Genomic DNA, 24,753 nt, shown 5'->3' on the forward strand with positions numbered 1-24,753 from the left:
CCCTGTCGTCCCCCCGCCTCAGGCCCGTCCGCAGAGCAAGCGGACGGACCCGAGCAACGTCCTGGAGCACGGCGAAGGCCCTGCCCCAGCGGCGCGCTTAAGCGGTGCGGCGGCGGCGCAGGCGCTCGGCGACAACCGCGAGCAGCAGGGCCATGGGCGCGCCACCCGCGGCGGCGCAGCCCCCCTTGTCATTGTTGTCCGGCGGAGGGGGGTTGTCCGTGCCCGCATCCGGCGTGCCCGCATCCGGCGTGGAGCTGCCGGTCACCTGGATGTCCAGGGTCGTGGACGCGGAGTGGTCCAGGGTGTTGTTGGCATCGCCGTTGACCGAGTTGCCGCTGGCATACAGCGTGACGGTGCGGCTGGAGCTGGGCGCCACCAGCGAGAAGTCGAAGCGGGCCTCGCCGTTGGCGAACGGCTTGGGCGCCGTGTGGGTCAGCTCCCCAGCGGCGACCTGCAGATCCGTCCCCAGCTTGTTGAGCGTTCCGCCGTTGTTGCTCACCGCCACGTTCATGCCGGCCTTCACGGCCGGGCCGCCCGTGATGACGAGCGAGTAGGTGCCAGTCTCGCCTGCGGCGAGGCTCGTGGGCCCGGTGAGCTGCACCACCGGGATGGCGGCGCTGGGGTTGCCGCCATGGCAGGTCGAGTCCATGCAGGTCATGCCCTGCTTGCCAGAGCGACCCGTGATACCCGCGCTGTTGGCGTGGGCCGTGAGAGAGAAGAGGCTTGCCGCCAGCACGCCAGCGACGCCAAGAGAGAAGCGCTGCGAATGCATTCGACCTCCGAGAGATGGGGAGGCCTTACTTAGCGCGGAGCTCCATCGGCGCGCACGAAGCTCCGCATTCGCCACGCCGCCTCATCTCGCCATACGGCCTATTTCCAGAGCCACGCGAAACCTTCGCGTAGCGCCTCGCGTCCTCCGTGCTCGAGCACCACTCCGTGGCACACCACCACACGCTCGAAGTCCCAGCTCAGCACCGACTCCAGGGACGTGCGCAGCGCGGCGCGATCCTTCACGAGCGACTTGAGCAACAGCGTCGGCGCGAGCTTGCCGTACGTTCCGCTCAGCCGCAGGTACGCGCGCGTGAGCCAAGAGGGAGACTCGCGGATGTGGAAGGCCACGTCCGTCAGCAGCAGCGTCTTCGAGGGCCGGTGCAGGAAGGCGAACTCCTCCACCTTGGGAATGCCGCGCAGGCGCTGCTGGCTGATCACCTCCGCGTAGCCCGCGTCCGGCGTGTCCGTCAGCTCCACGTCGATGCGCAGCTCCGGCTGCTTGCGGCGCAGCTCCGCCAGCGCCACCACCCGGGCCTCCGGGTACGCCACCGCCCAGTCCTTCAGATGGAGGTGGTGCATCAGGTTGGGCGCCACCAGGAAGCGCACCGGCCCGAGCGCCTCCACCGCCGCGCGGGCCGCCGGCTCGAAGCGCACCGGCGAGTGGATCCACAGGCCTCCGTCTGGCAAGCGGATCACCGTCATCCGCCCTCCCAGCTCCAGCCCCCCGGTGCGCAACGGCACCTCCAGCACGTGAAGCGCCTCCGTCAGCTTGATCAGCATCAGGGCCCCCTCCCACATGTCCTACATCTCTGACGCAAACCTTGCAAAGTTTGCGGAGTGAAAAGTTTGCGACCTGCAAGCGCCTGCAAAACAGGAGGTGCGGGGGGGCTCGGCCCTGTGCTTCCAAGATCTTACATGGGCTTCCGTTCAGGGCCGGACTTTGCAACAACTGGGGGTCCCCAGGAGGTCCCCCTTGCCCGCCTACTCCCGCCACCGCCGAGGCTTCACGCTGATCGAAGTCATGACGGCCGTGGTCATCATCATCATCCTGGCTGCCCTGGCCGTCTCCTACATGGTCTACGGCATGGGCAAGGCCCGGATGAACAACGCCGTGTTCGACGCGACGGCGATGATCAACGGCGCCCAGCTGCGCGCCCTCAGCCACGGCGTTCCCCACTACGTCCTCATCCACCAGCTGCCCGCCTTGAACAACCGGGTGCGCCTCCAGGTGCTGGAGCGCCCGGACAGCGGTCCGGCCCCGGCGGACTGGAACGCCCTGGACCTGAACTTGAAGAGCCCCCAGGAGGCCCTGTCCTATACGCACTACAAGACGGACGGCACCACGGAGATCCTCAACGCCCCCCTGCGCGATGAGATGGTGCTGGGAGACGGAGCCGGCGTGAGCGCCAGCGGGCTGGCCTTCCTGGATCTGGACTCGACCCGCGTCCCCAAGCCGCTGCCCGCGCCCTTCAGCGCCATCCCGATGACCACCCCCACGTTCACCCCCACGGACAAGGACAAGCCCACGCCGAGCCTGCTGGCGGGCTGCAACTTCTGCGTCACCAGCGCGGGCCACCCCTATGGGCTGCTGCGCTTCAACTCGGACGGCACCATGCAGGTGCTCACCGGCAACGCCGCCTCCGGGGCCGTGATCGCCTTCGCGCCCAACACCACCTCCGAGCAGGGCTTCCAGCCGAAGCTGCTCACCGTCTCCGCGCCCGCGGGCGCCACCGTCGTCTTCTAGGAGTCCGCCATGCCCCTGCGACCCGCTCGCCTGTCCCCGCGCGGTACCAGCCTCATCGAGGCCATGGCCGCCCTTGTCGTCTTCTCCGTCGGCATCCTCGGCGTCATGCAGATGAATGTGCTGGCCAGCCAGCAGAACAACCTGGCCCGCGCGCAGACGGCCGCCAGCCGGATCGCCCGCGATGTGGCCGACTCCTTCGAGCGTCTGCCCTTCAACCACCCCATGCTCAACAAGCCCACCGGCCTGCTCGACACGGATCCCGCCTTCGGCGACATGACCAACACCGACGGCCTGGTGAAGCTGCAGGATGCGATCATCCCCGTGGCCGGCGTGCGCCCCATCCTGGGCGCCGCGGACGCCATCTTCTCCTCCGAGGGCCAGAGCAACTTCTACCAGGTGGCCTGGCGCGCGCGGCAGATCCCCGACCCGGACCGCGGCAACCAGGTGGATCAGATCCGCGTCCTCATCATGGTGCGCTTCCCCACGCCGGGGGGCGGCATGCGCCAGGTGAACACCTGGGCCATCAAGACGGACCCCAAGGTCGTCGTCGCCGACCCTCAGACCTCTCTGGAGTTCTAACCCATGCCCACGTCCCCTCGCGCTCGTGGATTCACCCTGCTGGAGCTGCTGGTCGGCGCCGCCGTTGGAGCGGTGGTGCTGGTGGGCATCAGCCTCACCTTCATCTCGCAGGCCCAGCAATATCAGTCCCACGCCAGCCGCCGCGCCATCCAGGCCAACGCCCGCCAGTCCCTGGGCTTCCTGGAGCGCCACCTGCGCGTGGCCGGCTATGGCGTCGACCCGGACCGGGCCATCCTCGCCTACGACTCCTACAACGCCGCCACGGATCTGCAGGATGTGGGGTACCCGGACGCCTTCGTGGTGCACTGGCGGGATCCGCTCTTCGCCCGGAGGGTCGTCGCGGCCACCCCCGCCGTCCTCACCCTGGACCAGCCGCTGAAACAGCCCATGCGCCTGGGGCAGATCCTCCTGGTCATCTGCTCTCCCAACCCCAGCCCCACCTCCTTCGCCGACCTGGCCATCAACAGCACCCCGCCGCATGCCTTCATCACGGTAGGCAAGTACATCAACGCGGGCACCGCCACCATCAACCTGGACACCACGGCCCCGTCCTCCGCCCCCAACTCGCCCACGCGCGGCCCGGGCCGGCTCTTCCATGAGCAGGCGACGCTGGGCGGCGCCGGTGACTGCTTCCACAATGCCACCTACCCGCCCATGGTGGTGCTGGTCCACCGCGCGGCCTTCTACGTGGCCATGTTCGACAATGATGGCAACCCGGCCACCCCCGAGCGCACCCCCTACCTGATGATGCACCCGGGCGTGGACATGCCCACCGCCACCAAGCTCGATGGCGACGGCACCATCGACGCCAACGACGCGGTGCCCGTGGCCGAGGGCATCGAGCAGCTGCAGGCGGCCTACATCCTCGACACGAACGATGCCTCCGCGAACAAGACGCCCATGGTGCTCGGGGTCGACACGGTCATGGACGCCACGCACTACGGAGAGAACTGGGAGCAGAAGGATCCGCTGCTGCCCACCGGCTGGGCCTTCAACCCCTTCACGACCTACCCCACCCGGCTGTTCCCCATGCAGGTGGCTCCTTTTCTGACGCTGCCCCAGGCCCACCTGAGGGATCACCTCGCCAACATCCGCCAGGTGCGCGTGACGCTGGTGGCGCGCAGCACCGTGCCGGACCCGCAAATCCCCGGCGACAACCTGCTGACGCGGTTCGATGGCTCCCCCTACCCGACGGGCCCCACGCTGGCGGACGGCACCAAAGCCTGGCGCCAGTTGGAGAACCTGACCCAGGGGACCATCGCCGCCGCCTTCACACCCTCGGGCGGCCACTATTACCGCACCATCGTGCGGCAGTCTGTCGCCCCCAAGAACATGCTGATGAACCGGCAGTTCGTCCCCGTCACCCCCGGTGGAGGTTAGCCCTCGTGCGTCGCACCACTCCCAATCCCCGAGGCATGGCGCTCGTCATGGCCATGATCGTCGTCGTCCTCATCACCCTGCTGGTGGCGGGCGCCATCTCCTTCACGGGCACCGAGCGCTCCGCCTCGGAGGTCCAGTCCCAGCAGGACGTGATGTCCTCCTGCATCCAGGCCGCGCGTAACCTGTTCCTCTCCAAGGTGCAGATGACCATGCTGCCCGTCGTCGATCCGTCCGCCGCCACCTCGGCCAAGGTGCTGCCCATCTCCTTCTCGCAGGATCTGAACGGCTTCTCGGAGAAGCTGAACGGCGCACAGGTGAGCCCCAGCTTGAGGACCGGCCACCTCGGGGAGCTGCAGAGCTGGAGCGCCAAGAAGGTGACCACGCTGGATGACCCCATGGCCCAGGTCAACGACAACACCATGGTCACGGGCGAATCCCACGTCCCGGCCTTCTACATCGTCACCGCTGTGTGCCGAGAGGACACAGCGGACCCCGCAAGCGCCGAGCGCGAGATCGAATTCATGGTCCGAGTCGGCTTCTAGAATCGAATTCCAAAGGAGAATCCCCCTATGCACTCCTGGACTCGCACCCTCTTTCGTCTCTGCCTGGGCCTGACGGCCCTGGGCGCGGCTGGCGTCGCCTATGCCGAGCTTGGCGACCCCGCCGGCAACACCGCCGCCTGCTGCCAGCTCACCACCTCCATGGTGAACGACGTCATCCGCGGCAAGGACTCCTCGGGCGACGAGAAGTTCTTCAGCTCCGACGGCGCCCCGCCCAACATCCACTTCCTGGTGGACCTCTCGAGCTCCATGCGCGAGCTGCCGCAGCTCATCGACAGCGGCCACAAGGACTTCTTCGACATCACCGTCAACGGCTGCAACAACCCGCGCCTGGACGCGTTCGAGGTCAGCCGCGGCTGGAACCCGGCCACGCAGTACCCCATTCCGGATCCGGGCACCGGGCTGGGCTCGGACAACGGGTTCCCGGACCTGTTCAAGGACGACAAGTTCTACGGGTACATGTTCTGGAACGACAGCAGCAGCCCGGCCTACCAGTGGGACAACAAGGAGCAGGCCTGCCAGCAGCAGGTGCCCAACTGGGACACCACGGGGGCCTCGGACTACGCCACCTGCGTCAACTGCCTGGCCACCAAGGGCTACTGGAAGCTGCCGACGGCCACCCAGCGTGACACCGCGCCGTTCCAGAACCGCGATTTCATCTTCTGGGGCCGCTTCCTCAACTTCAACCCGCCCAAGTACGTCACCGCCCGGGCGGTGCTCAAGCAGGTGATCAAGGATCTGCGCCGGGTGCGCGCCGGCATCAGCGTCTTCACCACCAACTCGACGCTCACCTCGCTGGTCCAGGGGCAGAACCCCTCGTGCAAGCAGATCGCCAACGACGCGAGCTCGTTCGACAGCAACCGCGCCAGCTTCATCAACGGCGTGAACGGCTGGACGTTCACGACGGGCACGCCGCTGGGTAAGTCGCTGCTCAACGTGGGCTACTACTTCACCTCGGATGACAGCGTGTACAAGACCACGTTCGGCTTCGGCTCGAACTACAGCTACCCGAACGAGTTCGCCAACGGCCCGCTCACCCAGGAAGGCCGCAGCGTGTGCTGGGGCTGCCAGACCAGCTCGGTCATCATCATCACGGACGGTGAGCCCAGCGGTGACAACTTCACCAGCACCATGGCGGCGAAGCTGCGCGCGGTGAACGGCGGCCCGGTGTACTGCCCGGACTCCCGGCCGTGCAACTCAGGCACCACCAACAACACCCGCGACAAGGGCCGGCTTGACACCGACCCCTCGGATGACAACCCCCTGTTCTACCTGGATGACGTGGCCAAGATGCTCTACACGCAGGACCTGCAGGCGAACACGCCGCCCGTCGTGGGCGACTTCAACACCGCGGGCAAGCAGAGCGTCATCACCTATGCGGTGGGGTTCGGAACCAGCAGCAACCTGCTGAAGAGCGCGGCGGATGTGGGCGGCGGCCTGTTCTACACGGCGGATGACGCGGCCTCCCTGAAGCAGGCGCTGCTGGACATCATCAACAACGTGCAGACGCGCGCCACCTCCTTCTCGAGCGCCGCGGCCGCCACGCTGCAGGTGCACGGCGCCAGCGCCGCGATCATTCCCCGCTTCAAGCCGGCCCGCTCCAAGGCGATGCCGTGGCAGGGCCTCCTGTACCGCTTCAACCTGTGGAACGAGAACGTGGAGCCCTGCACCCCGAAGGGCGTGGGAGACAAGAACAATGACGGCGACTGCCTGGACACGTTGCTGATCGACAAGGCGGGGGATGCCGTGATCGAGAACGACGATGGCGGCTTCGTGAAGCTGCTGCAGCCGCTGGTGCCGGCCGTGCCCTTCTGGGAGGCGGGCAACGTGCTCAAGCCCTCCTCGTCCCCTTCGCAGGTGTGGAAGACCCGCAAGATCTACACCATCGTCGACAGCAACAATGACGGCCTGCTGGACTTCCGGGACACGCCGATCCCGTTCGACGAGGCCCACTCCAGCCAGCTGCGCGAGTACCTGGGCATCAGCCAGAACCCCAGCACGTGCGCGGACATCGCCGCCATGCAGGGTGTGGCCAGCCTGACGCCGGACGAGTGCGCCAAGGTGGTGATCCGCTGGTACCGCGGCGCGGATGAGCTCAACCCCGACCCGTCCAAGCGCGGCCCCAGCGGCTACGACAGGGACTTCCTGCTGGGCGACATCTTCCACTCCTCGCCCATCAGCGTCAGCCCGCCCATGGGGCGCAACTTCTGCGCCTTCAGCACCCAGTGCATCCAGTCGCTGTTCTCGGGCGCCACCAGCCAGCAGAACGACTACACGATCGCCACGACCACGGGCGTGAGCGCCTATGAGAAGTACGTGGATGCGGCCGGCCAGCGCGACGAGCTCACCCTGGTGGGCAGCAATGACGGCATGCTGCATGCCTTCCTCACCGGCGTCAGCACCGGCACCAAGGACTCCTTCACCGGCCAGATCAAGCACGACGAGGGCACGGGCCAGGAGGTGTGGGCCTTCATTCCGCCGGACATGCTGCCCAAGCTGCGCAACAACATCGGCAAGCACGCCTACTCCGTGGACAGCTCGGCCATGGTGCGCGACGTGTGGATCGACGGCGCGGAGGGCCAGGCCCCGGACGGCAAGAAGCAGTGGCAGGAGTACCGCACGGTGGCCGTGGTGGGCACGGGCCGTGGCGGCGTGCACCGCTTCGCGCTGGACCTGACGCGCTTGCTGGGCCGCAGCGCCAACGCGTCGCAGAGCGTGGTGCCGGACCAGGCCGGAGACTTCCTGTGGATGTGGCCGCAGCCGTGCGATCCGCTGGCGCTCCAGGTGGGCGAGAGCTTCTCCAACTTCGCCCCTCGCCCGGCGCCCATTGGCCCGGTGGCGCTCACTCCGCAGGCCGATGATGCCCTGCGCTCCATGTATGGCCCGGTTGGGGGCAGCCCCGAGTCCCCCTACCTGATCAACAACACCGCCGCGCGCGAGCGGTATGTCGTGTTCCTCAACGGCGGGTATGATCAGAGCATGACGCGAGGCCGCGGCATGGCCATCGTGGACATCCGCAGCGGCCATACAATCTGGAGCTTCTTCAACGGTGACGGCAAGAGCCTCTCCTCGCACCTGCTCTACCCGATTGGCGCCGGCATCAGCCCGACGGACATTGGCCGGGCGGACAGCCCGGCCAACGACGGCGACTTCCTGTTCGACACCGCCGCGGTGGGAGACTACGGCGGGCAGCTGTGGACCCTGCGCTTCTGGCAGCCGGGAACGTGGGACAGCGCCAAGAAGCAGGTGAACAACTGGTACGCCGCGCGCTCCTTCCGCACCGCCAACCTGGCGGGCAAGACCACGGACCCGGAGGCCATACGCCCGGCCTTCAGCTACATGGTGCTCGGCGCCCGCCAGCCGGAGACAGGCTTCTGGCGCGTCTACGTGGGCACCGGCGACCGGGAGAACAAGATGGACCAGGGCAGCATCTGCCGCCTGTCCAACCCGCGCGCCTGCGCCGCGCAAGGGTGCGGCGTCAACAACACCCTCACCATCAAGCGCGGCGGCTCCACGGTGATGACCAGCAACGCCACCCTCACGAGCTACCACTACGGCTCGGGCGGAGTGTCGGCGCCGTCGGCCACCACCAACTCCTGCGCCAGCGCCCAGGTCAACCTCACCTGGGACAACACCGCCGCCAACGGCTGCGGCAACGGCCTTGACGGCTCCATCATCTACACGTGCGATGGAGCAGACCCCACCAAGTGGAACTGCCGCGAGACGCAGAACGACTGGGCGGTGCTCAACTACATGTCCGCCGCGCTCTCCCCGCAGCGCTACTACGGCATCTACGCGTACGGAGGCTCGGACCCCAAGCGCAAGTTCAACACCGACGCCGAGGCGCAGACCTACGATAACAACCTGTACACCGACACGGACCTGGTGAATGTCAGCCAGTTCGACACCAATGGCCTGGTCGTCGACGCCAGCCAGCAGTCGGCCGCGCCGGCGGGCAAGGGGTGGTTCATCCAGTACGGCGCCACCAATGAGCGCACGGGCAGCACGGGGACGCTGCTGAACGGCTGCGTGTTGTGGAACTCGTTCGAGCCCAGCGGCGCCACCGGCGCGGTGTGCGCGACGACGGGCACCAACGTGGCTCGCCTCTACCAGTCCAACTACGCCACGGGCCGGGCCGACTGCTCGGTGGGCTTCTTCAACGGCTCCACGCACCAGTGGTCGCGCTACATCCCCTCCACCGTCATCTCGGACCCCGGCGAGCCCACGCCGCAAGTGGGTATCGGGAACGGGCAGATCCTGCGCGGGACGGTGACGCTGACTCCGGGCTCCGGCCCGCAGGGCGTCACGACCAACGCGAGCGACGAGGGCGTGAAGTCGCTGTACCAGATCGAACTCGACCGCCGCGGCCACGACTGCCGCCACGGCGCGAGCGGAGGGACGGCTTGCGACTGATGACCCCATGGAGGGCGGCGGCGCTCGCCGGGGCGCTGCTCTTCGGGGCCTGCTCCAAGGCCCCGGCCCCGGCCCCGGCACCCACCCCGCAGGCCCAGCCTCAGGCGGCCGCGGCACCCGCGGCTCCTGCCACCGAGCAGGAGCCCCAGGCCGCCGCGCCCTCCGAGGAGCCCGCCGCGGCTCCGGAGGAGGACAAGGGCCCTCCCCCGGAGTTCAAGATTGGCCAGTCGCGTGACGAGGTGATGCAGCGCTTCGGCAACTGCGCCGTGCGGCGGGTCTTCGAGCCCGCGGGCCCAGGCTCGCTGTACGTGGAGATCTACCAGCCCAAGGATGACGAGCACTGCCGCAAGCGCCTGGGCGAGCGCCAGTTCACCATCCGGGGTGGCTCGCTCTACCAGATCACCCCGGGGTTGATCCCTCCCGAGCCTCCGCGCGCCGCGCCCACGGAGGGCTGAGCCCCCGGCCCGCGGTGCTGTACGGCCTGCCTCTCCCCCCACTGGGGAGGGGCAGGGCCTGGGGGACAGTCCCCTGCTCCTCGCGTTCACGAGTCGAGCAGGGGCTTCGTCCCCGTTGATTTCCGCAGGCGCCCAGCATAGGCAACCCTTCTCTTTCCCCAGCACGAGGGTTGCTAGCACATGGCCGAGAAGCTCCTGCCCCGCGAGAAGGGCTTTTCCGAGTGGTACGTGGATCTCGTCCTGAAGGCGAAGCTCGCCGACTACTCGGACGTGAAGGGCTGCATGGTCATCAGGCCCAACGGCTACGGGCTGTGGGAGAACATGCAGCGCGTCCTGGACAAGATGTTCAAGGACCTGGGCCACAAGAACGCCTACTTCCCGATGCTCATCCCCGAGAGCTATCTGAAGAAGGAGGCCGAGCACGTGGAGGGCTTCAACCCCCAGCTCGCCGTGGTGACGCACGCGGGCGGCGCCAAGCTCGAGGAGCCCCTCATCATCCGGCCCACGAGCGAGACGATCATCAACCGCAGCTTCGCCAAGTGGATCCAGAGCTACCGGGACTTGCCCATGCTCATCAACCAGTGGGCGAACGTGATGCGCTGGGAGATGCGCACGCGGCTGTTCCTGCGCACCACCGAGTTCCTCTGGCAGGAGGGCCACACCTGCCACGAGACGGAGGAGGACGCGGAGAAGGAGACGCTGCAGATGCTGGAGGTGTACCGGGCGTTCGCCGAGGACTACATGGCGATGCCGGTGCTCAAGGGGCGCAAGAGCGAGTCGGAGAAGTTCGCCGGCGCGCTGCGCACCTACTCCATTGAGGCGATGATGCAGGACAAGAAGGCGCTGCAGGCGGGCACCAGCCACAACCTGGGGCAGAACTTCGCCAAGGCCTTCGAGACGAAGTTCCAGGGCCGCGACGGCAAGCAGCACCACGTGTGGCAGACGTCCTGGGGCGTGTCCACGCGCCTCATCGGCGGGCTGATCATGACGCACTCGGATGACGCGGGGCTGGTGGTGCCGCCGCGGCTGGCCGTCACGCACGCGGTGGTCATCCCCATCCTGGGCAAGGCCTCGGACGCGGAGAAGGCGCAGGTGCTGGAGAAGTCCCACGCGCTGGCGGCGGACCTGCGCCGCGCGGGGCTGGGCGTGGTGGTGGACGACGACGAGACCAAGGGCCCGGGCTTCAAGTACTTCGAGCACGAGCTGGTGGGCACGTGCCTGCGCGTGGAGCTGGGGCCGAAGGATCTGGCCAAGGACTCGTGCGTGATGGTGCGCCGGGACGTGAAGCAGAAGGAGTTCGTCCCGCTGGGCCAGGCGGTGGAGAAGGCCAAGGCGATGCTGGAGGCCATGCAGTCGGACCTGTTCACCAAGGCCAAGTCGTTCCGGGACGCGAACACCTTCGAGGTGAACTCCTACGAGGAGATGCAGAAGCGCGCCGAGGACGGCTTCATGCTGGCGCACTGGTGCGAGAAGCCCACGTGCGAGGCCAAGGTGAAGAACGACCTGGCGGCCACCACGCGCTGCCGGCCCTTCGAGCTGAAGCAGGAGCCGGGCAAGTGCGTGGTGTGCGGCGAGGCCTCCCCGGGCCGTATCGTGTTCTCGAAGGCCTACTGATTCGAGGAGGAGCGGGCGGCCAGCGCGCGCGTGGGGACGAAGGTCGCCACCGGCTCCGGCTTGCCCTGCACGGGCAGCGGCGCGGCGGCGGTGAACTCGAACCGCTCCGCGCACCGCGCCCGCGTCACCTCGGAGACCAGGATGGACGCGCCGACCTTCTTGGTCAGCCCCTCGATGCGGCTGGCCAGGTTCACCGCGTCTCCAATCACCGTGTACTCGCGGCGCTGGTTGGGCCCCACGTCGCCCACCACCACGCGCCCGGTGTGGATGCCGATGCCGATGCTCAAGGGCTCCTCGCCGCGCTCGCGCCGCTCGGTGTTGAGCGCCTCCAGCGCCTCCAGCATCTGCAGCCCGCACTCCACCGTGGCCTGCGGGTGCTCCATCAGCTCCAGCGGGGCGCCGAAGTACGCGAGGATCCCATCCCCGATGAACTTGTCGAGCGTGCCCCCGTTGCGGAACACCACCTCCACCATGCGGGTGAGGTACTCGTTGAGCAGCGCCACCACCTGCGGGCTCTCCATCCGGTCCGCCATGGTGGTGAAGCCGCGGATGTCCGAGAACAGCAGCGTCACCTCGCGGTGCTGGCCGGTGTCGACGCCGGGCCCCAGCTCGGCGATGCGGCTGGCCACCTGCGGCGAGAAGTAGCGGCCCAGGCGCTCGCGCCGGGCCTGCTCGCGCGTCACGTCATGCACCAGCCCGAGCACCTGGCGGCTCACGAACGTGGCCGTCACCGCCGCCATCACCAGCACCAGCACCAGGGCCTGAGGGTAGACGGCGCGAGGCAGGCCCGCGCGCTCGCAGAGCAGCGCATCACAGAGGATGGCGACCCCGGTGGCCACGGCCACGCCCCCCCGGGACAACCCGAGCATGGCCACCAGCACCACCAGGATGACGTAGATGCCAATCGGCATCAGCGCCACGGCGACCTTGTTGGGGGTGAACAGCAGCGCCGAGAGCTGGATGAGGCAGATGGCGGGCATGTCGATCCCCACCACCCCGAGCGCCGGCCTGCTGCCGAGCGCCTGGAAGCGCCGCGCTCCCGCCCAGAGCGCCAGCGCCAGTACCAGGTACACCCTCAGCATCCATTGCGGCGTCTGCCAGTCGAACACCGCGGCGAAGACCAGCCAGCCCAGTACCCCTCCCGCGCGGAAGCGATTGAGCCACTCGCTGACCTGCGCGCGCCGCTCGTCCAAGCGCTGCTGGAGGAGCTCATCGACGCCTGATTCGGGTAGGGCCGTCAACACGTTACCCCTGACGGTAGCCCAGGAGCCCCTCCCCCGCCAGGAAGCCGCGGGTCCGCCATGCAGGGCGCGATGGACTATCGTGAAGGCCAATCATGGCAAGCATTGGACATGTCGCCGTCGGCATGGCGGTGGGAAGGTACGAGGCAGGAGCTTCCTCGCGCGGCCGCCTGGCCGTGGGCATGCTCCTCTTCTCCGCGCTGGCCCTGCTGCCCGACGCGGATGTCATCGCCTTCAAGCTCGGCATCCCCTACTCCGCGCCCTGGGGGCACCGGGGGGCCACGCACTCGCTGGCCTTCGCGGCGCTGGTGGCGCTGGGAGCCACGGGGCTGGCACCCCTGCTGCGCCTCTCTGCGTGGCGCACGGGCCTGCTCGCCCTGCTCGCCGTGGCCAGCCATGGCCTGCTGGACTCGCTCACCGACGGCGGGCTGGGAGTGGCGCTGCTCTGGCCCTTCTCGGACGAGCGCTTCTTCGCGCCCCTCCGCCCGCTGCCCGTGGCGCCCATCGGCACCCGGATGTTCTCCTCCCGTGGGCTGTACGTGGTGGCGGTCGAGTTCATCGCCTTCCTTCCCTTTTGGGCCTTCGCGCTCTGGCCACGCCGGCGCGCGGCCCGGGAGCCCTGAGCCATGCGCCTGTTCACCGCTGTCACCCTCGGGAGCACCATGGAGGCCCAGGCCACCTCGGGCATCGAGCGCCTGCGCGCCGTGGCCCCCAAGGCCCGCTGGGTCAAGCCCGAGGGTGTCCACCTCACGCTCGTCTTCCTCGGCGAGGTGGCCGAGGCCCAGCTGCCGGCGATCGGCGATGCGCTCACGCCGGTGTCTCACCACCACGCGCCCTTCACGCTCACCATCGAGGGCGGTGGCTGCTTTGGCGCGCCCCGCCATCCCCACGTGCTCTGGGCGGGCGTGAGAGGGAACACCGCCGCGCTGGAGGCGCTCCAGGCGGAGGTGGCCACGGTGCTGGAGCCGCTGGGCTTTCCTCGGGAGAAGCGCATGTACACCGCGCACCTCACGCTCGCGCGCTCCAAGGATCCCCGAGGGGACGCGGCCTTCCTCGAGTGCCGCCGCGTGCTCGAGGGCGAGCGCTGGGGAGAGGCGCACGTGGAGCACCTCATCCTCTTCGAGAGCAAGGGCGGGCACTACCTGCCACGCCTGGAGCTGCCGCTGGCGGGGCCCCAACTCCAGTTCCGCGACCGCTAAGTCATCGGGGCTAAGTCTTTTCAGGGGGCTGAACCGAGGCGCGATTTCTGCGTCACAACACGTGGGCGGCGCGGGCCTGCTCCAGCGTGTACTCCTGCCCGACGGTGGTGAAGGGGCCTGTCTTCTGGACGAGCCACGCGCGGGTGCCCGGAGGCATGTAGAAGTCCTCGTCGAAGGGAGCCAGCCCCAGGTGGCGCAGGTAGTCCTTGAGCATCTCAAAGGTGAAGCGGTCCCTCACCCGGCGCGCCTGGTACTGCTCCACCTGCTCGAAGGGGAAGGGTTCACCCTCCTGCTCGAAGACCCAGCGGCCTCCATCATTGGCCACCTCGATGGCGCGCACATAGTTGTGGCTCTTCCCCGGCTGCTCCGGGCCGAACACATCCAACATCACCCCACCATAGCGGCCGCCTTGGTCCTTGCGCAGCGTGTGGGGCACGGCGACCACCCGCAAGCACCGGATGCTCAGCCTCCGGGCCATGGCGCGTAAGGGGCTGGCGGCATCCGTCCCGGTCCACCCGTTCTCGACGTAGGCGGTCCAGACGCTGCGCGTGGGGATGAACAACTCCCGTTGTGTCTCCCCACTGGTCAGGGGCAGCAGACTGGAGAGGACTTGCTCCAAGCTGCCCGAGATAGGGAGCACCTCCACGGAGATGCCACGGGGCGTCATCAGCCCTTCCTGCCACGTGGCGAAGGCTTGTGCCGCCTGCTCCGCACCCAACTCCAGAAAGCCCATCTCTGAAGTGACAGGCGCCCAGCGGTCCTCCAGCAGCAGTCCCTTCATCTCTTGCATCATTCAGGCCCGCCTCCTCCCTCAAGGGATGATGATCAGGATGACGTCGGCGTCCGGGTCGTTGGCGGTGAGGCGCGCTTGGTGGCCAGGGCCACGCCCCGAAGCAGGTGAGTCGTACTCCACATAATAGCGACGGCCGTTGTAGTCGAATTGCAGGTCCGGTCGATTGATTCCCACGCGCTGGTCGTTCCTGAACGTCAGTTGCTGCTGGTTCACCCGAATGTTCCTGGCGCCTAGCTCCTTCTCCAGGTACTCGATATCCCGCTGGAGTTGCGCGTTTTGGCTGGGGCTGGGGCCAATGAGACGGGTCGTCTTGAGGAGCCTTGGCACCTCCGGCTTGACGGTGGCGTCCTGACGCAGGCGCGGGCCGGCGGGCACCAGCGGCGTAGGTTTCTTGCCCGTGAGGGCTTGGACCAGTTCTGGAGAGGGCACGAGCGGGCCCGGCGCCGGAGCGGGCGGTGCAGGCGCCGGAGCAGGTTCTGGAGCAGGCGCCAGGGCGGGTTCTGGAGCAGGCGCTGCGGCCTTCGGCGGAGCAGGCGGAGTCTCCACGTTGCCCAAGCCCACCGGCTCCACGGGCTCCGGGACACCCCACCCGGGCACCGGCCGCGTGGCGGTCATCAACTTGCCAGCAGCCACTCCCGCCGCCAGGGCCGTGAAGAACTCCTGGGCCGCGCCCAGTTGGGACACCGGCCGCGCGGTGAACAGCTCCTGGCCGCTGGCCATCTGCCAGCCCCGCTCCAGCGCGAAGTGCAACGGGTTGATGTCCCTGGCCGCCCCATACAGCAGCAGCTGGTACCCAACGGTGACCGGGTGGGTGAGCACGTAGTGCGTGACGATGCGTCGCCGGTTCTCCCAGTGGGCATACCCCTGGGCGGCGGCAGCTCCTGGGCCCAGCAACTGCTCCCCATCCTGCCGCTGCTGTGGGGTGAGGCGCTCGGGCGTCACCGGCGGTGGCATGCGGAGGGGCTCGGGCACTGTCTCCGCGCTCATGGCCCGCAGGTACTTGAGCTCCCACTCGGACAGCGGGTGGGTCCAGTGCGGGACGTCCTGCCCAGGGCCCGCGTCCCACCAGACCTGGACGTCCCAAGGTTTTCGGAGCAGCAGAATCTGCTGAATCACATCCCGCTCGCCGGAGGGGGCGTGCGCCTGCTCAGCAGCGGGCCAGAGCCCCGCCGTGCTCGCCTCCGGGGAGGACGAGAAGCCTTGCGGTGGCAAGGCGCCTGCCGGAGGGGTGGCGGCCTGCTGCGCCCAGGAGCGCTGAGGCGGGGCGAGGGCAGGCGCACGGGGCGGTGGGCCGAAGCCGAAGAGCAGGCCCACCCCGAGGGAGACTCTGCCTTCGCCGTGCGCGAGCTGGGAGGGCGCGAACGCGTACACGCCCCCAACGCCCAGCTCCAGCCCGATGCTCCCACGGATGGCGTGCACTCCGACTTCACCGCCCGCGCGCAGCCGGGGAGACACCCAGGAGCGAGGGTTGAAGGCCGCTCCACCCAGAGCCTTGAAGTACAGCGGCCCCTCGCCGGTGAAGCGCGCCAGCGCATCCGTGGCCAGCTCCCCCGCTGCGGTGGAGGGGGCCGGTGGCAGCCAGCTCCAGCGCACCCCGAGCCCCTGGCCTTCTTGCCCCAGGCCCCACAGGCTCACGCTGTACGAGGTGCGCGGCGCCCAGGGGCCGCTCAGCGCACTGCCCTGCGCGACTGCCGCCTCCACCACGGCCCGCACCGGGCCCGTCTCGTGTTAGAGGGCGGCCTCAGAGCCGAGAAGGATTCGCTGGGTGGGCCACGCCTTCCCATGCTCACAGTCCGTAGGGGAAGCTCGCGTCAAGCTGCCGGGCTACCCTTGATCACGCCCCCGCGCGGAAGGAGCTGACGACATGACGACGCTCGACAGCCGGCTGGAACCCTTTATCCAGAAGCACCCCTACCCGCTCCTCTTCATGACGGTGAGCGGCTCGCACATCTACGGCTTCCCGTCACCGGACTCGGATTGGGATCTGCGGGGAGTCCACGTGCTGCCCGCGCGAGAGGTGGTGGGGCTGGAGCTGGGTCCGGAGACGGTGGAGCAGTCCACCGTGTACGAGGGCCTGGAGATGGACCTGGTGACCCACGACGTGGCCAAGTTCTTCAACCTGGTGCTGCGCCGCAACGGCTACGTGCTGGAGCAGATCTACTCGCCGCTCGTGCTGCGCACCTCGCCGGAGCACCAGGAGCTGAAGTCCCTGGCCAACGCCTGCATCACCCGCCACCACGCGCACCACTACCTGGGCTTCGCCGACACGCAGTGGAGGCTCTTCGAGAAGGAGAACCCGCGGCGGGTGAAGCCGCTGCTCTACGTGTACCGGGTCCTCCTCACCGGCCTCCACCTGATGCGCACGGGCCGCGTGGAGTCGAACCTTGTCACCCTCAACGAGCACTACCGCCTGCCGTACGTGCCCGAGCTCGTCCAGCGCAAGCTGACGGGACCGGAGAAGGGCGCGCTGCCCGAGGCGGACTTCGCCTTCCACGAGCGGGAGTTCCACCGCCTGCGCCAGGAGCTGGAGCACGCGCGGGACACGAGCACGCTGCCCAGCGAGCCCAGTGGCCGGGCCGGGCTCCATGAGCTGCTCGTGCGCCTCCGCCTCGCCTCGGCGCGGTGAGCGGGGCGGGCCCGCCGCTCAGGCCTGCCCACCCTCACGGCGCACGGCCACCACGAAGCGCCGGGTGAAGCGGAACGGGGTGCCTCGCTCGGCGGCCGGGTAGTCCATGCGCAACAGCGGCTTGAGGAGATCCAAGAAGGCCTGGCTCTCCTCGGGCCCGAGCGCCGCGAGCACCGGCCGCAACGTGGTGCCCAGCAGCCACTGCAGCACGGCGTCCTCTCCCGGCAGCACGTGGAGGTACGTGGTGTCCCAGGCATCCACCGTGAGCCCCAGCCGGGACAGGTGCGCCTCATAGAGCTCGAGCGGCTCGGCATGCCCTCTGCGCACGGGGGCGAGCTTCGCGGCGAAGCGAGGTTGAGCCCGCAGCTCGTCGATGCGGCGGTGCGAGGGCGCCTCGAAGTTGGCGGGCACCTGGAAGGCCAGCACGCCGCCGGGAGCCAGCAGGGACACCAGCCGGGACAGGAGCGCGGGGTGATCCGGCAGCCAGTGGAGCGCCGCGTTGGAGACGAGCACATCCACCGGCGCGGAGGGCGTCCACCGAGCCAGATCCGCCAGCTCGAAGCGCACCCGCTCCGGTGCGGCGCGGCGGGTGGCCTCCGCCACCATGGCCTCGGAGGAATCCACACCGGTGACGCGGGCCTGAGGCCAGCGCTCGGCGAGCACGAGCGTCAGGTCCCCGGTGCCACAGCCGAGATCCACCACCTGAGCGGGGGCCTCGGCATTCACCCGGGCGAGCAGCTCGAAGAAGGGGCGCTTGCGCTCGTCACGGAAGCGCTCGTACTGCGCGGGATTCCACATACCCCTCCTTGCGGCTCCTGGCCCGGGGCGGCCGCTGGCAGCCCGCCGGGATTCTACTCACGTCACGGCTTGAACTGGACGACGTAGACGGTGAACGTGGCCGAGGCGGTGGAGGCCTCTCGCGTGAGGGTGAGGGTCGTGCCGTTCGCCGACAGGGAGGCCTGAGCGCGTCCCTCGGCAACGACCTCGCCCCCCGAATACCGGCTCTCTCCGTGAACCTGCCCCGAGGACCACTGACCGCCCGCAGTCACAATCGTCCGGCTGACATCGACCGCTGTCGGGAGCGTGATGTTCGCGGAAAGAGCCCCCGCCGCGAGCTGCTGGGTGACCTGCTGGACGAGCGTCCCCACGGGGAACTGGACCACTTCATAGGAGATGGAGCTGATATTCGGCGCCGTGCAGTTGGCCGAGGTGTCTCCATCCCCTCGAGTGAAAGTCACATTGGCACCACTGTTGGTCAGCTCCCCGCGCACCAGCCGATCGCAGATCTTCGTCGTCGTGCTGTCGTAGAGGTACGAGTACAGGAGGATGGACCTGTCCAGCGCCACGCTGGAAGAGAGGTTGATCTGGGTGCTCGCCACCGTGGTCGCCAGGCTGGTCAGCCCGCGCTGGACCGAGGCTCCAGGGTAGTCGATCACCTGAAGGTTGCTGGCGTCGGTTCCACCACAGCCGGCGGAGGCCGTCTTCCGGATCTGTGCCTGGGTCGCCGAGGTCAGCTCCGCGAGCCGTGGAACGCTGCTGTCCTGGCCAGAGACATTCCGCTCGCCGCTGATCATCAGGAAGGTGCGGTCGGTGACGACGTTGGTGGCAAGAGTGACGCTGGTGGTGTCCGCCACACAGTCTTGCGGCAAGTTCTGGGTCACCACGCCATTGGGGAACTCCGCCACAGCCCACCGGATGTTCGCGGCACTGCCACCGCCGCCGCCCCGCTCACAGATCACCTGGGTGAGGCTGTTCAGGCGGCACCGGATATTGGCGTTGTTGCTGTTCGTGTTCTGCGTCGTGCTCTGGAAGACCAGGAACGCTCTGTTCCCATTGGTGAGCCCAGGCGTGATGGTGCAAGTGGTGCTCTTCGCGGCACCGCTCAGCGCGCAGGTTCCGGTCCTGACGGTGGGGATGAGGGTCTCGGTCTGGTTCGCGGGGGTGGGCCCCGTGGCGGAGGCCGTCAGCGTCACGGTCCCATTGGCGTTGATGCCGCCGGTGTAGCCCTTGAAGTAGAAGCTGGCCGAGCTGTTCCCCGCGGTAATAGGAACCGTAGTCACCAGCGTGGTGCAGCTCGAATCCGAGAAGAACTCCGCCGTGGCTGAGGCGCTCAGAGTCAGCGTGAGGGGATCTGTCGTCAGGTTTGCGTAGGCATCCCGGCTCTCCACGGTCCGCAGCGCGCAGGTGCCCGCGAGCTGGGTCTGCGCGGGAGTCGAAGTGGAGAACGACAGGACGCTCGAACCGGCCGGGAGGATGGTGTGATCCTGGGTGCCGTTCGTAAACAAGGTCGCCGAGGCCGTCAGGGTCGCGGTCCGGGCCTTCTCGGGCTTGTAATAGAAGCTCGCCGACGACTGCCCCGCCGGGATGGAGACGCTCGTGACGGCAGTCGTGGAGCAGCTCGCATCCGTATAGAACTTGAAGTTGCCGTCCGTGGGCGTCCCACTCGCGCTGAGATTGACTGTCACGGGCAGGGTCACGTTTGAGGCGTTGTCGAAGGTATCCGAGGATTGGACGGTGACGACGGCCGAGCACGCTCCCGCCACGGTCGTGCGCGCAGGGGTGGTGAAGACCAGCTTGCTCGGCGAGCCTGCGGTGATGGTGGCGTTCTGGATGGCGCTGGCAAGGCCCGGAGAAGAGGACGTCAGGACCACCATCCCAGCCGTGGTGCCCTTGAAATAGAAGCTCACGCTGCCCTGGCCCGCGGCGATGTTGATGCTCGTCACCTGTGTGGTGCAGGTGTTGTTCGAGTAGAACGTGAGGCCCGTGGCGCTGGGGGTGACCGGGGTAGCGGAGATGACCGTCGTGGGGCTCCCGCTGGCCTGCGTCTGCACCGTCACCACACCGGAGCAGGACCCTGCCGTCGCGGAGCGCTCCGGGGTCGTATAGGCGAGCATGTCCGCCGGCACCGGGTTGATGGTCTCTGTCTGGGTGACATTCCCCAGGCCAGCGCTGGCCGCGGTGATCGTCACGGGCTCCACGGCGGTGTCCTTGAAGTAGAAGCTCGCGCTGCCCTGGCCTGCCGGAATCGACAAGGAAGGCAGCGAGGTCGCGCAGGTGGCATCCGAGTAGAAGCTCGTCGTGCCCGTCGCCGACAGGGTGACCGTGGTCGTGGTCGTCACCGTGGTGGAGTTGCTGAGGCTGTCCTGAACCTCCACGGTGGTGATGCCCGAGCAGTTCCCCACTTGGACCGTCTGCGCCCCGGTCTTGAAGGCGAGCTTGGTGGGAGGCCCCGGATTCACCGTCAGGGCCAGCGTCCCGTCAGAGAACTGCGGCGTCTTGCTGGCGGTCACCGTCACGCCTCCAGGCGTATTCCCTTTCACGTAGAAGGTCGCGCTCGACTGGCCCGAGCTGATGCTGACCGTGGCTGTCGCAGTGCCACAGGTGTTGGTCGGGTAGATCGCGAAGCCCGCCAACGGGCTCGCCGAGAGGTTCACTGCCTGGGGGCCCGAGACATTGGAGGCGTTCCCGTAGACGTCCTGGGCTCGCACGGTGATCTGCGTACAGGCTCCCGCCGTGATCGTCTGCGACGCCGTGGAGAGCGCCAGCACGGTGGGCGCGGCGGGGTTGATGGTCTCGTTCTGGCTCTTGGAGATCGCGCCGACGGACGCGGTCACTGCCACCGTCCCCGAGCGTGTCCCCATGAAGTAGAAGCTCGCGCTGCCCGAGCCCGTCAGCAGGGGCAATGACGTGACCGGCGCCCCTCCACACCCGGCGCTGGAGAAGAACTGGAACCCGTCCGGGGGAGAAGCCGTCAGCCCCATCGTCGTGTCAGCCGAGACCGTGGCCGCATTGCCAAAGCTGTCCTGCAGCTGCACCGTCGTCACCGCCGAGCACGCCCCCGCCAGCAGCGCCTGGGCGGTGGTGGTGAACACGGCCACCGTGGGAGGCGCGGCGTTGATCGTCACATTCAGCGCCGCGCTCGTCAGCGTCCCGGACGTGCCGTTGATGGTGGCGGCGCCCGCCTGGGTGCCCTTGTAGGAGAACGTCGTGGAGCCAGAGCCCGAGGCGATCGACACGCTCGTCGTGTTGGTCGAGCACCCGTTGGTGGAGAACGTCAGCGGCTTGCCGCTCGCGGCCGCGGCCAGGGTGACGTTCGTGGCCGCCGTCGCCGTGGTGGGATTGCCCTGGTTGTCCAGCAGCGAGACAGTGACCGCGGTCGAGCAGTCTCCCGCCTGAGCCGCTACCGGCCCCGAGAAGCTGAGGGCCGCCGGCGGACCTGGCTTGATCGTCTCGGTCTGCGAGTCCCCCGTGAAGCTGGGAGCCGTGGCGGTGACCATCACACTGCCGGCCTTGGTCCCCTTGAAGTAGAACCCGGCGGTGCTCGCCGCGGCGGCGATGTTGGTGCTCGTCACCTCGGTGGTGCAGCTCGCGTCCGAATAGAACTTGAAGCCCGTGCTGGGCGAGGCCCCGAGCGCCACCGTCGTGAGGGCCGAGACGGGCGCCGCGTTCCCCTGCGCATCCCTGCTCTGGACCTGCACCCCCTGCGAGCACGCTCCGGCCGTCACGGTCTGGGCGGAGCTCGTGAAGACCAGCCGGTTGCCAGTCCCCGGGGTGACCTGCACGCTCTGCGAGCCCTGCGTCAGCCCACTGGACGACGCGGTGACCGTCACGGCCCCCGCCAACTGGCCCTGGATGAAGAAGCCCGCGCTGCCCTCGTTCGCGGAGAGGGACACGCTCGTCACGCGCGTGGTGCAGGTGGAGTCCGAGAAGAAGGCGATCCCCCCCGCCGGCGCTGCCTGCAGGCTGACGGAGGTGGCTTCGGTCACGTGAGTCGGCCTGCCACTCGAGTCCATCACCAACACAGCCCCACTCGTGCAAGTTCCCGCGGGCACCGCGCTGACCGGGAGCGTCAGCATCAGCGCCGTCGGAGGCCCGATGCACGCGTTGGCCGCGCAGCCCGAGGCCTCGCACCCCTTCTTGCCGTCGCAGTTGAGGTCGACCTGATCCGTGCAGATCTCCGAGGCACCCGGGCTCACCGCCACGCTCGAGTCGTTGCAGTCCCCGCCCCCCGAGGTCAGATCAACGTACGTATCGCTGTCGGCATCCGTCCCAGGCTGCAGGCTCAGCTCGTGGGCCTGGGTGACCTGCCCCGTCACGAAGGTGGCGCTCCCCGTCACGTAGACGCCGTTGGCCGTCGTGGCCCCCAGCTCCTTGGTGCACGCCCCGCCCTGGTAGGGCCGCGCGGCGAGCTCCACATCCTGCGGCAGCGAGCCCCGGAAGATGGCCACCTGCAGCTCGTTCTTGCCGCTGCGAGGCAGCCAGCTCTTGTCCAGCACGCTGTGATCCGACGGATCGCGGACCTCGAAGAGCACACAGGACGCCGAGACCGCGGGGGCAAGCACGACTTTCGCGTGGATCGCCTCGCCCTCGAGCTTGTCACTCTTGCAAGCAGAGAGCGTGACGAGCAGCGTCACGAGGCTGAGCTTCTTCACTTCGGAGACCTCGGGTTCCGGGGGTGGAGGCCCCATGCTAGCACGCTGGGGCTTCCCCTCACCGGACCCGGACGAAGCCTGGGAGTCAAAGCAGTCAGGGGTGCGACGGCTCCAGCCGGACCTGGAAGTCGTCGAACCACACACCCGCGATGGGGGTCTCCACCCCCGCGAGCCCTGGCTGGCTGAGCGCGGAGTTGCTGGAGTCCACCACCGTGAGGCGCGCCTGTCCGTCCACCGAGGCGACGAGCTCCACCGGCCCTGAGCCATGAACCGACAGGCTGAGCGTCATGGGCTCGAGGCTGGAAGACAGGCCGCTGCTGGCCTCCCCCAGCACGGTGACGCGGTTGCCCACCACGCGCCGCACCTGGATCCGCTTGTTGGCCAGGGACACCAGCGTGTAGCGCGCGCTGCCCTGGGCTCGCAGGAAGACCCCCGCCTCCGCCTGGGAGAAGTGCTGGAGCCGCACCTCCACCGAGCAGTTGCCACAGCTCGAGCGTGTCGCGAGCGCGAGATCCGTCCCATCCAGATCGCTCACCGCACGCGTCCCATCCACGTACCAGAGCCCCGTCACCGCCCACGCATCGCCCATCCCACGCGAGGTGGTGCGAGAGAAGTCGTCCGTGAACACCCGCGCTCCCGGAGGAGGAGGGTCCCCCGAGGGCGGTCCGCCACTGCCGCCTCCAGATCCTCCGTCGTCCTGGCCGGTGGGCAGCATCACCCGGGACAGAGTGCCCCGGGAGTTGGCATCGGGCGACTCCCCGAAGAAGCAGGGGATCTCCGGCGTCCCGGCCGGCAGCACGTCCACCGCGTTGAGGTAGCCCTTGAAGGTGGAGCGCGAGTCGAGCACCACGGGCGCGCTGAACGTGCCGTTCTTCAGCACCCGAGCGCGCAGCTCGTAGCGTCTGTTGGGCTCGCGCATGCGGTTGTAGAAGACATAGAGCGTGCCGCCGATGCGCGTGATGGCCGGCTGCAGGGCCCAGTCATGCACGTCCTCCAGCAGCGTGCGCGGCCCGAAGGCGCTCCCGTCGAAGTGGCGGTAGTAGAGGCGCTCGGTCTCGTCCTTGTAGACCAGGTGCATGCCGCCATGGCCGTCCTCGACGGCGCTGAGCGCGGCGCCATGGTAGATGCCGTCGGGGAAGGCCTGGCGCACCGAGCCCCAGGTGTTCAGCGGATCGCTGTCCTGGCGGATGCGCATGCGCGTGGGCTCGAAGCCATCGTGCATGGCGTAGACGAAGATCAGCTTCGTGCCGACGGCCAGCAGCCGGCCGCCTCCGCGGTGGCGCACCCGGTCCAGGTCCGGCTGGCGCTGGAAGCTGGCCCCTCCGTTCGTGGAGACGGACACCACGGCGGTGGAGCGTCCATCCGGATCCAACCGGAAGGCCTGGATCCACAGCCGGCCCACCGAGTCCCTCGCCAGCAGCGCCCGGGAGTACGCGACGTGATCATCCGGCGCATCGAAGACGCGGACGGCCGGTTCGGGCCTCCAGGTGTCCTGGCTGGGCTGGTAGCGCCACCACTGAAACCAGACATCGTGCCGGTGCGAGGGCCCCAGCGTGGAAGACTCGTAGGAATAGACGAGCGCCACGTCCCGGCCGACCACGAGCAGCTCGGCCCGGTCATTGTGGCTTGCATCCGGTTGGATGGGCGCGAGGAAGCGGAAGCTGCGCGCGCCATCATCCGAGCGGTACAGCGAGAGGCCCCGTCCATCCGAGCCAGTCTGCTGGGGGGCGAGCAGCCAGACGGGCGCTCTGCCTCCTCCCATGTTGATTTGTACGATGTGACGCTGAGCCGGCAGGGTGAGCGCATTGCCTCCCCCGACTGGCATCAGCGGAGTCGCGCTCGCGAGCACAGCCGCGAGCAACGCCGTCGAAGCCCCGATCATCTCCATCCCCCTCCCCCATGACTGGAGAGAAGCTAAGACCGGGGGGCGTGGGAGGAAACCAGGG

18 protein-coding genes are annotated in these 24,753 nt (G+C 68.5%); 10 read left to right on the forward strand and 8 right to left on the reverse strand.

The genetic code is table 11. The features are described 5' to 3' along the window. Window positions 1–97: 97 nt before the first annotated feature. Both ACJ8AT_RS18590 and ACJ8AT_RS18595 read right to left on the reverse strand, forming a co-directional pair. Window positions 98–772 carry an MXAN_6652 family MXYO-CTERM-anchored protein gene (locus ACJ8AT_RS18590; protein WP_407739098.1) on the reverse strand — a complete coding sequence of 225 codons (675 nt, stop codon included), beginning with the start codon at window positions 770–772 and terminating at the stop codon, window positions 98–100. Between the two features lie 98 nt (window positions 773–870). After that, window positions 871–1,551: a hypothetical protein gene (locus tag ACJ8AT_RS18595; protein ID WP_407739099.1), complete on the reverse strand. Its 681-nt coding sequence runs from the start codon at window positions 1,549–1,551 to the stop codon at window positions 871–873. A gap of 193 nt (window positions 1,552–1,744) precedes the next feature. Here ACJ8AT_RS18595 and ACJ8AT_RS18600 point away from each other — a divergent pair, with 193 nt between their 5' ends. The 7 genes from ACJ8AT_RS18600 (at window position 1,745) to proS (ending at window position 11,516) form a co-directional block, all read left to right on the forward strand. Continuing rightward, window positions 1,745–2,515 carry a Tfp pilus assembly protein FimT/FimU gene (locus ACJ8AT_RS18600; RefSeq protein ID WP_407739100.1) on the forward strand — a complete coding sequence of 257 codons (771 nt, stop codon included), beginning with the start codon at window positions 1,745–1,747 and terminating at the stop codon, window positions 2,513–2,515. 9 nt (window positions 2,516–2,524) lie between these two features. Then, complete coding sequence (locus ACJ8AT_RS18605; protein WP_407739101.1) at window positions 2,525–3,094, forward strand: hypothetical protein; 570 nt, start codon at window positions 2,525–2,527, stop codon at window positions 3,092–3,094. A 3-nt stretch (window positions 3,095–3,097) separates the two neighbouring features. Continuing rightward, complete coding sequence (locus ACJ8AT_RS18610) at window positions 3,098–4,474, forward strand: PilW family protein (protein ID WP_407739102.1); 1,377 nt, start codon at window positions 3,098–3,100, stop codon at window positions 4,472–4,474. A gap of 5 nt (window positions 4,475–4,479) precedes the next feature. Further along, window positions 4,480–5,016, forward strand: a complete 537-nt coding sequence (locus ACJ8AT_RS18615) for a hypothetical protein (RefSeq protein WP_407739103.1) — start codon at window positions 4,480–4,482, stop codon at window positions 5,014–5,016. A gap of 27 nt (window positions 5,017–5,043) precedes the next feature. Next, entirely contained in the window at window positions 5,044–9,447 is a 4,404-nt protein-coding gene (locus tag ACJ8AT_RS18620) for a pilus assembly protein PilY (RefSeq protein WP_407739104.1), read from the forward strand. Beyond that, entirely contained in the window at window positions 9,447–9,902 is a 456-nt protein-coding gene (locus ACJ8AT_RS18625) for a hypothetical protein (RefSeq protein ID WP_407739158.1), read from the forward strand. The genes ACJ8AT_RS18620 and ACJ8AT_RS18625 overlap by 1 nt, the downstream gene beginning before the upstream one ends. 180 nt (window positions 9,903–10,082) lie before the next feature. Next, window positions 10,083–11,516, forward strand: coding sequence for a proline--tRNA ligase (gene proS, locus ACJ8AT_RS18630; RefSeq protein WP_407739105.1), 1,434 nt, complete (start codon window positions 10,083–10,085; stop codon window positions 11,514–11,516). Here the strand turns inward: proS and ACJ8AT_RS18635 are convergent. After that, window positions 11,510–12,757 carry an adenylate/guanylate cyclase domain-containing protein gene (locus ACJ8AT_RS18635; protein ID WP_407739106.1) on the reverse strand — a complete coding sequence of 416 codons (1,248 nt, stop codon included), beginning with the start codon at window positions 12,755–12,757 and terminating at the stop codon, window positions 11,510–11,512. The two genes, proS and ACJ8AT_RS18635, sit on opposite strands and share 7 nt — an antisense overlap. Before the next feature lie 95 nt (window positions 12,758–12,852). Between ACJ8AT_RS18635 and ACJ8AT_RS18640 the strand changes: the two genes are divergently transcribed. Together ACJ8AT_RS18640 and thpR are read left to right on the forward strand one after the other, a co-directional pair. Further along, window positions 12,853–13,380 carry a metal-dependent hydrolase gene (locus tag ACJ8AT_RS18640; RefSeq protein ID WP_407739107.1) on the forward strand — a complete coding sequence of 176 codons (528 nt, stop codon included), beginning with the start codon at window positions 12,853–12,855 and terminating at the stop codon, window positions 13,378–13,380. Between the two features lie 3 nt (window positions 13,381–13,383). After that, window positions 13,384–13,956 (forward strand): RNA 2',3'-cyclic phosphodiesterase, encoded by a 573-nt coding sequence (thpR, locus tag ACJ8AT_RS18645; RefSeq protein ID WP_407739108.1) that lies wholly within the window; start codon window positions 13,384–13,386, stop codon window positions 13,954–13,956. A 52-nt stretch (window positions 13,957–14,008) separates the two neighbouring features. On the opposite strand, the gene ACJ8AT_RS18650 is transcribed toward thpR, so the two are convergent. After that, window positions 14,009–14,749: a hypothetical protein gene (locus ACJ8AT_RS18650; RefSeq protein ID WP_407739109.1), complete on the reverse strand. Its 741-nt coding sequence runs from the start codon at window positions 14,747–14,749 to the stop codon at window positions 14,009–14,011. 18 nt (window positions 14,750–14,767) lie between these two features. After that, on the reverse strand, window positions 14,768–16,462 hold the full coding sequence (locus ACJ8AT_RS18655; RefSeq protein ID WP_407739110.1) for a hypothetical protein: 1,695 nt from the start codon (window positions 16,460–16,462) through the stop codon (window positions 14,768–14,770). A 151-nt stretch (window positions 16,463–16,613) separates the two neighbouring features. Between ACJ8AT_RS18655 and ACJ8AT_RS18660 the strand changes: the two genes are divergently transcribed. Then, window positions 16,614–17,375, forward strand: coding sequence for a DNA polymerase beta superfamily protein (locus ACJ8AT_RS18660; RefSeq protein WP_407739111.1), 762 nt, complete (start codon window positions 16,614–16,616; stop codon window positions 17,373–17,375). An 18-nt stretch (window positions 17,376–17,393) separates the two neighbouring features. On the opposite strand, the gene ACJ8AT_RS18665 is transcribed toward ACJ8AT_RS18660, so the two are convergent. From ACJ8AT_RS18665 to ACJ8AT_RS18675, 3 genes are all read right to left on the reverse strand, one after another. Further along, on the reverse strand, window positions 17,394–18,173 hold the full coding sequence (locus ACJ8AT_RS18665) for a methyltransferase domain-containing protein (protein WP_407739112.1): 780 nt from the start codon (window positions 18,171–18,173) through the stop codon (window positions 17,394–17,396). 62 nt (window positions 18,174–18,235) lie between these two features. Continuing rightward, complete coding sequence (locus ACJ8AT_RS18670) at window positions 18,236–22,843, reverse strand: MopE-related protein (protein ID WP_407739113.1); 4,608 nt, start codon at window positions 22,841–22,843, stop codon at window positions 18,236–18,238. Window positions 22,844–22,901: 58 nt separating this feature from the next. Beyond that, the gene (locus ACJ8AT_RS18675) at window positions 22,902–24,689 is read right to left on the reverse strand and encodes a hypothetical protein (protein ID WP_407739114.1); all 1,788 of its coding nucleotides are present in this window, start codon (window positions 24,687–24,689) and stop codon (window positions 22,902–22,904) included. Window positions 24,690–24,753: the final 64 nt, after the last annotated feature.

It is taken from the genome of Hyalangium sp., from assembly GCF_045802625.1.
Classification (GTDB): Bacteria; Myxococcota; Myxococcia; order Myxococcales; family Myxococcaceae; genus Hyalangium.

What these genes read in the sequence shown, in the direction of transcription:
- ACJ8AT_RS18625 (WP_407739158.1), top strand. Translation starts at nt 9,447, where the DNA reads ATGACCCCATGGAGGGCGGCGGCGCTCGCCGGGGCGCTGCTCTTCGGG.
- ACJ8AT_RS18640 (WP_407739107.1), top strand. Translation starts at nt 12,853, where the DNA reads ATGGCAAGCATTGGACATGTCGCCGTCGGCATGGCGGTGGGAAGGTAC.
- ACJ8AT_RS18605 (WP_407739101.1), top strand. Translation starts at nt 2,525, where the DNA reads ATGCCCCTGCGACCCGCTCGCCTGTCCCCGCGCGGTACCAGCCTCATC.
- thpR (WP_407739108.1), top strand. Translation starts at nt 13,384, where the DNA reads ATGCGCCTGTTCACCGCTGTCACCCTCGGGAGCACCATGGAGGCCCAG.
- proS (WP_407739105.1), top strand. Translation starts at nt 10,083, where the DNA reads ATGGCCGAGAAGCTCCTGCCCCGCGAGAAGGGCTTTTCCGAGTGGTAC.
- ACJ8AT_RS18650 (WP_407739109.1), bottom strand. Translation starts at nt 14,749, where the DNA reads ATGATGCAAGAGATGAAGGGACTGCTGCTGGAGGACCGCTGGGCGCCT.
- ACJ8AT_RS18620 (WP_407739104.1), top strand. Translation starts at nt 5,044, where the DNA reads ATGCACTCCTGGACTCGCACCCTCTTTCGTCTCTGCCTGGGCCTGACG.
- ACJ8AT_RS18675 (WP_407739114.1), bottom strand. Translation starts at nt 24,689, where the DNA reads ATGATCGGGGCTTCGACGGCGTTGCTCGCGGCTGTGCTCGCGAGCGCG.
- ACJ8AT_RS18660 (WP_407739111.1), top strand. Translation starts at nt 16,614, where the DNA reads ATGACGACGCTCGACAGCCGGCTGGAACCCTTTATCCAGAAGCACCCC.
- ACJ8AT_RS18610 (WP_407739102.1), top strand. Translation starts at nt 3,098, where the DNA reads ATGCCCACGTCCCCTCGCGCTCGTGGATTCACCCTGCTGGAGCTGCTG.
- ACJ8AT_RS18595 (WP_407739099.1), bottom strand. Translation starts at nt 1,551, where the DNA reads ATGCTGATCAAGCTGACGGAGGCGCTTCACGTGCTGGAGGTGCCGTTG.
- ACJ8AT_RS18590 (WP_407739098.1), bottom strand. Translation starts at nt 772, where the DNA reads ATGCATTCGCAGCGCTTCTCTCTTGGCGTCGCTGGCGTGCTGGCGGCA.
- ACJ8AT_RS18670 (WP_407739113.1), bottom strand. Translation starts at nt 22,843, where the DNA reads ATGGGGCCTCCACCCCCGGAACCCGAGGTCTCCGAAGTGAAGAAGCTC.
- ACJ8AT_RS18665 (WP_407739112.1), bottom strand. Translation starts at nt 18,173, where the DNA reads ATGTGGAATCCCGCGCAGTACGAGCGCTTCCGTGACGAGCGCAAGCGC.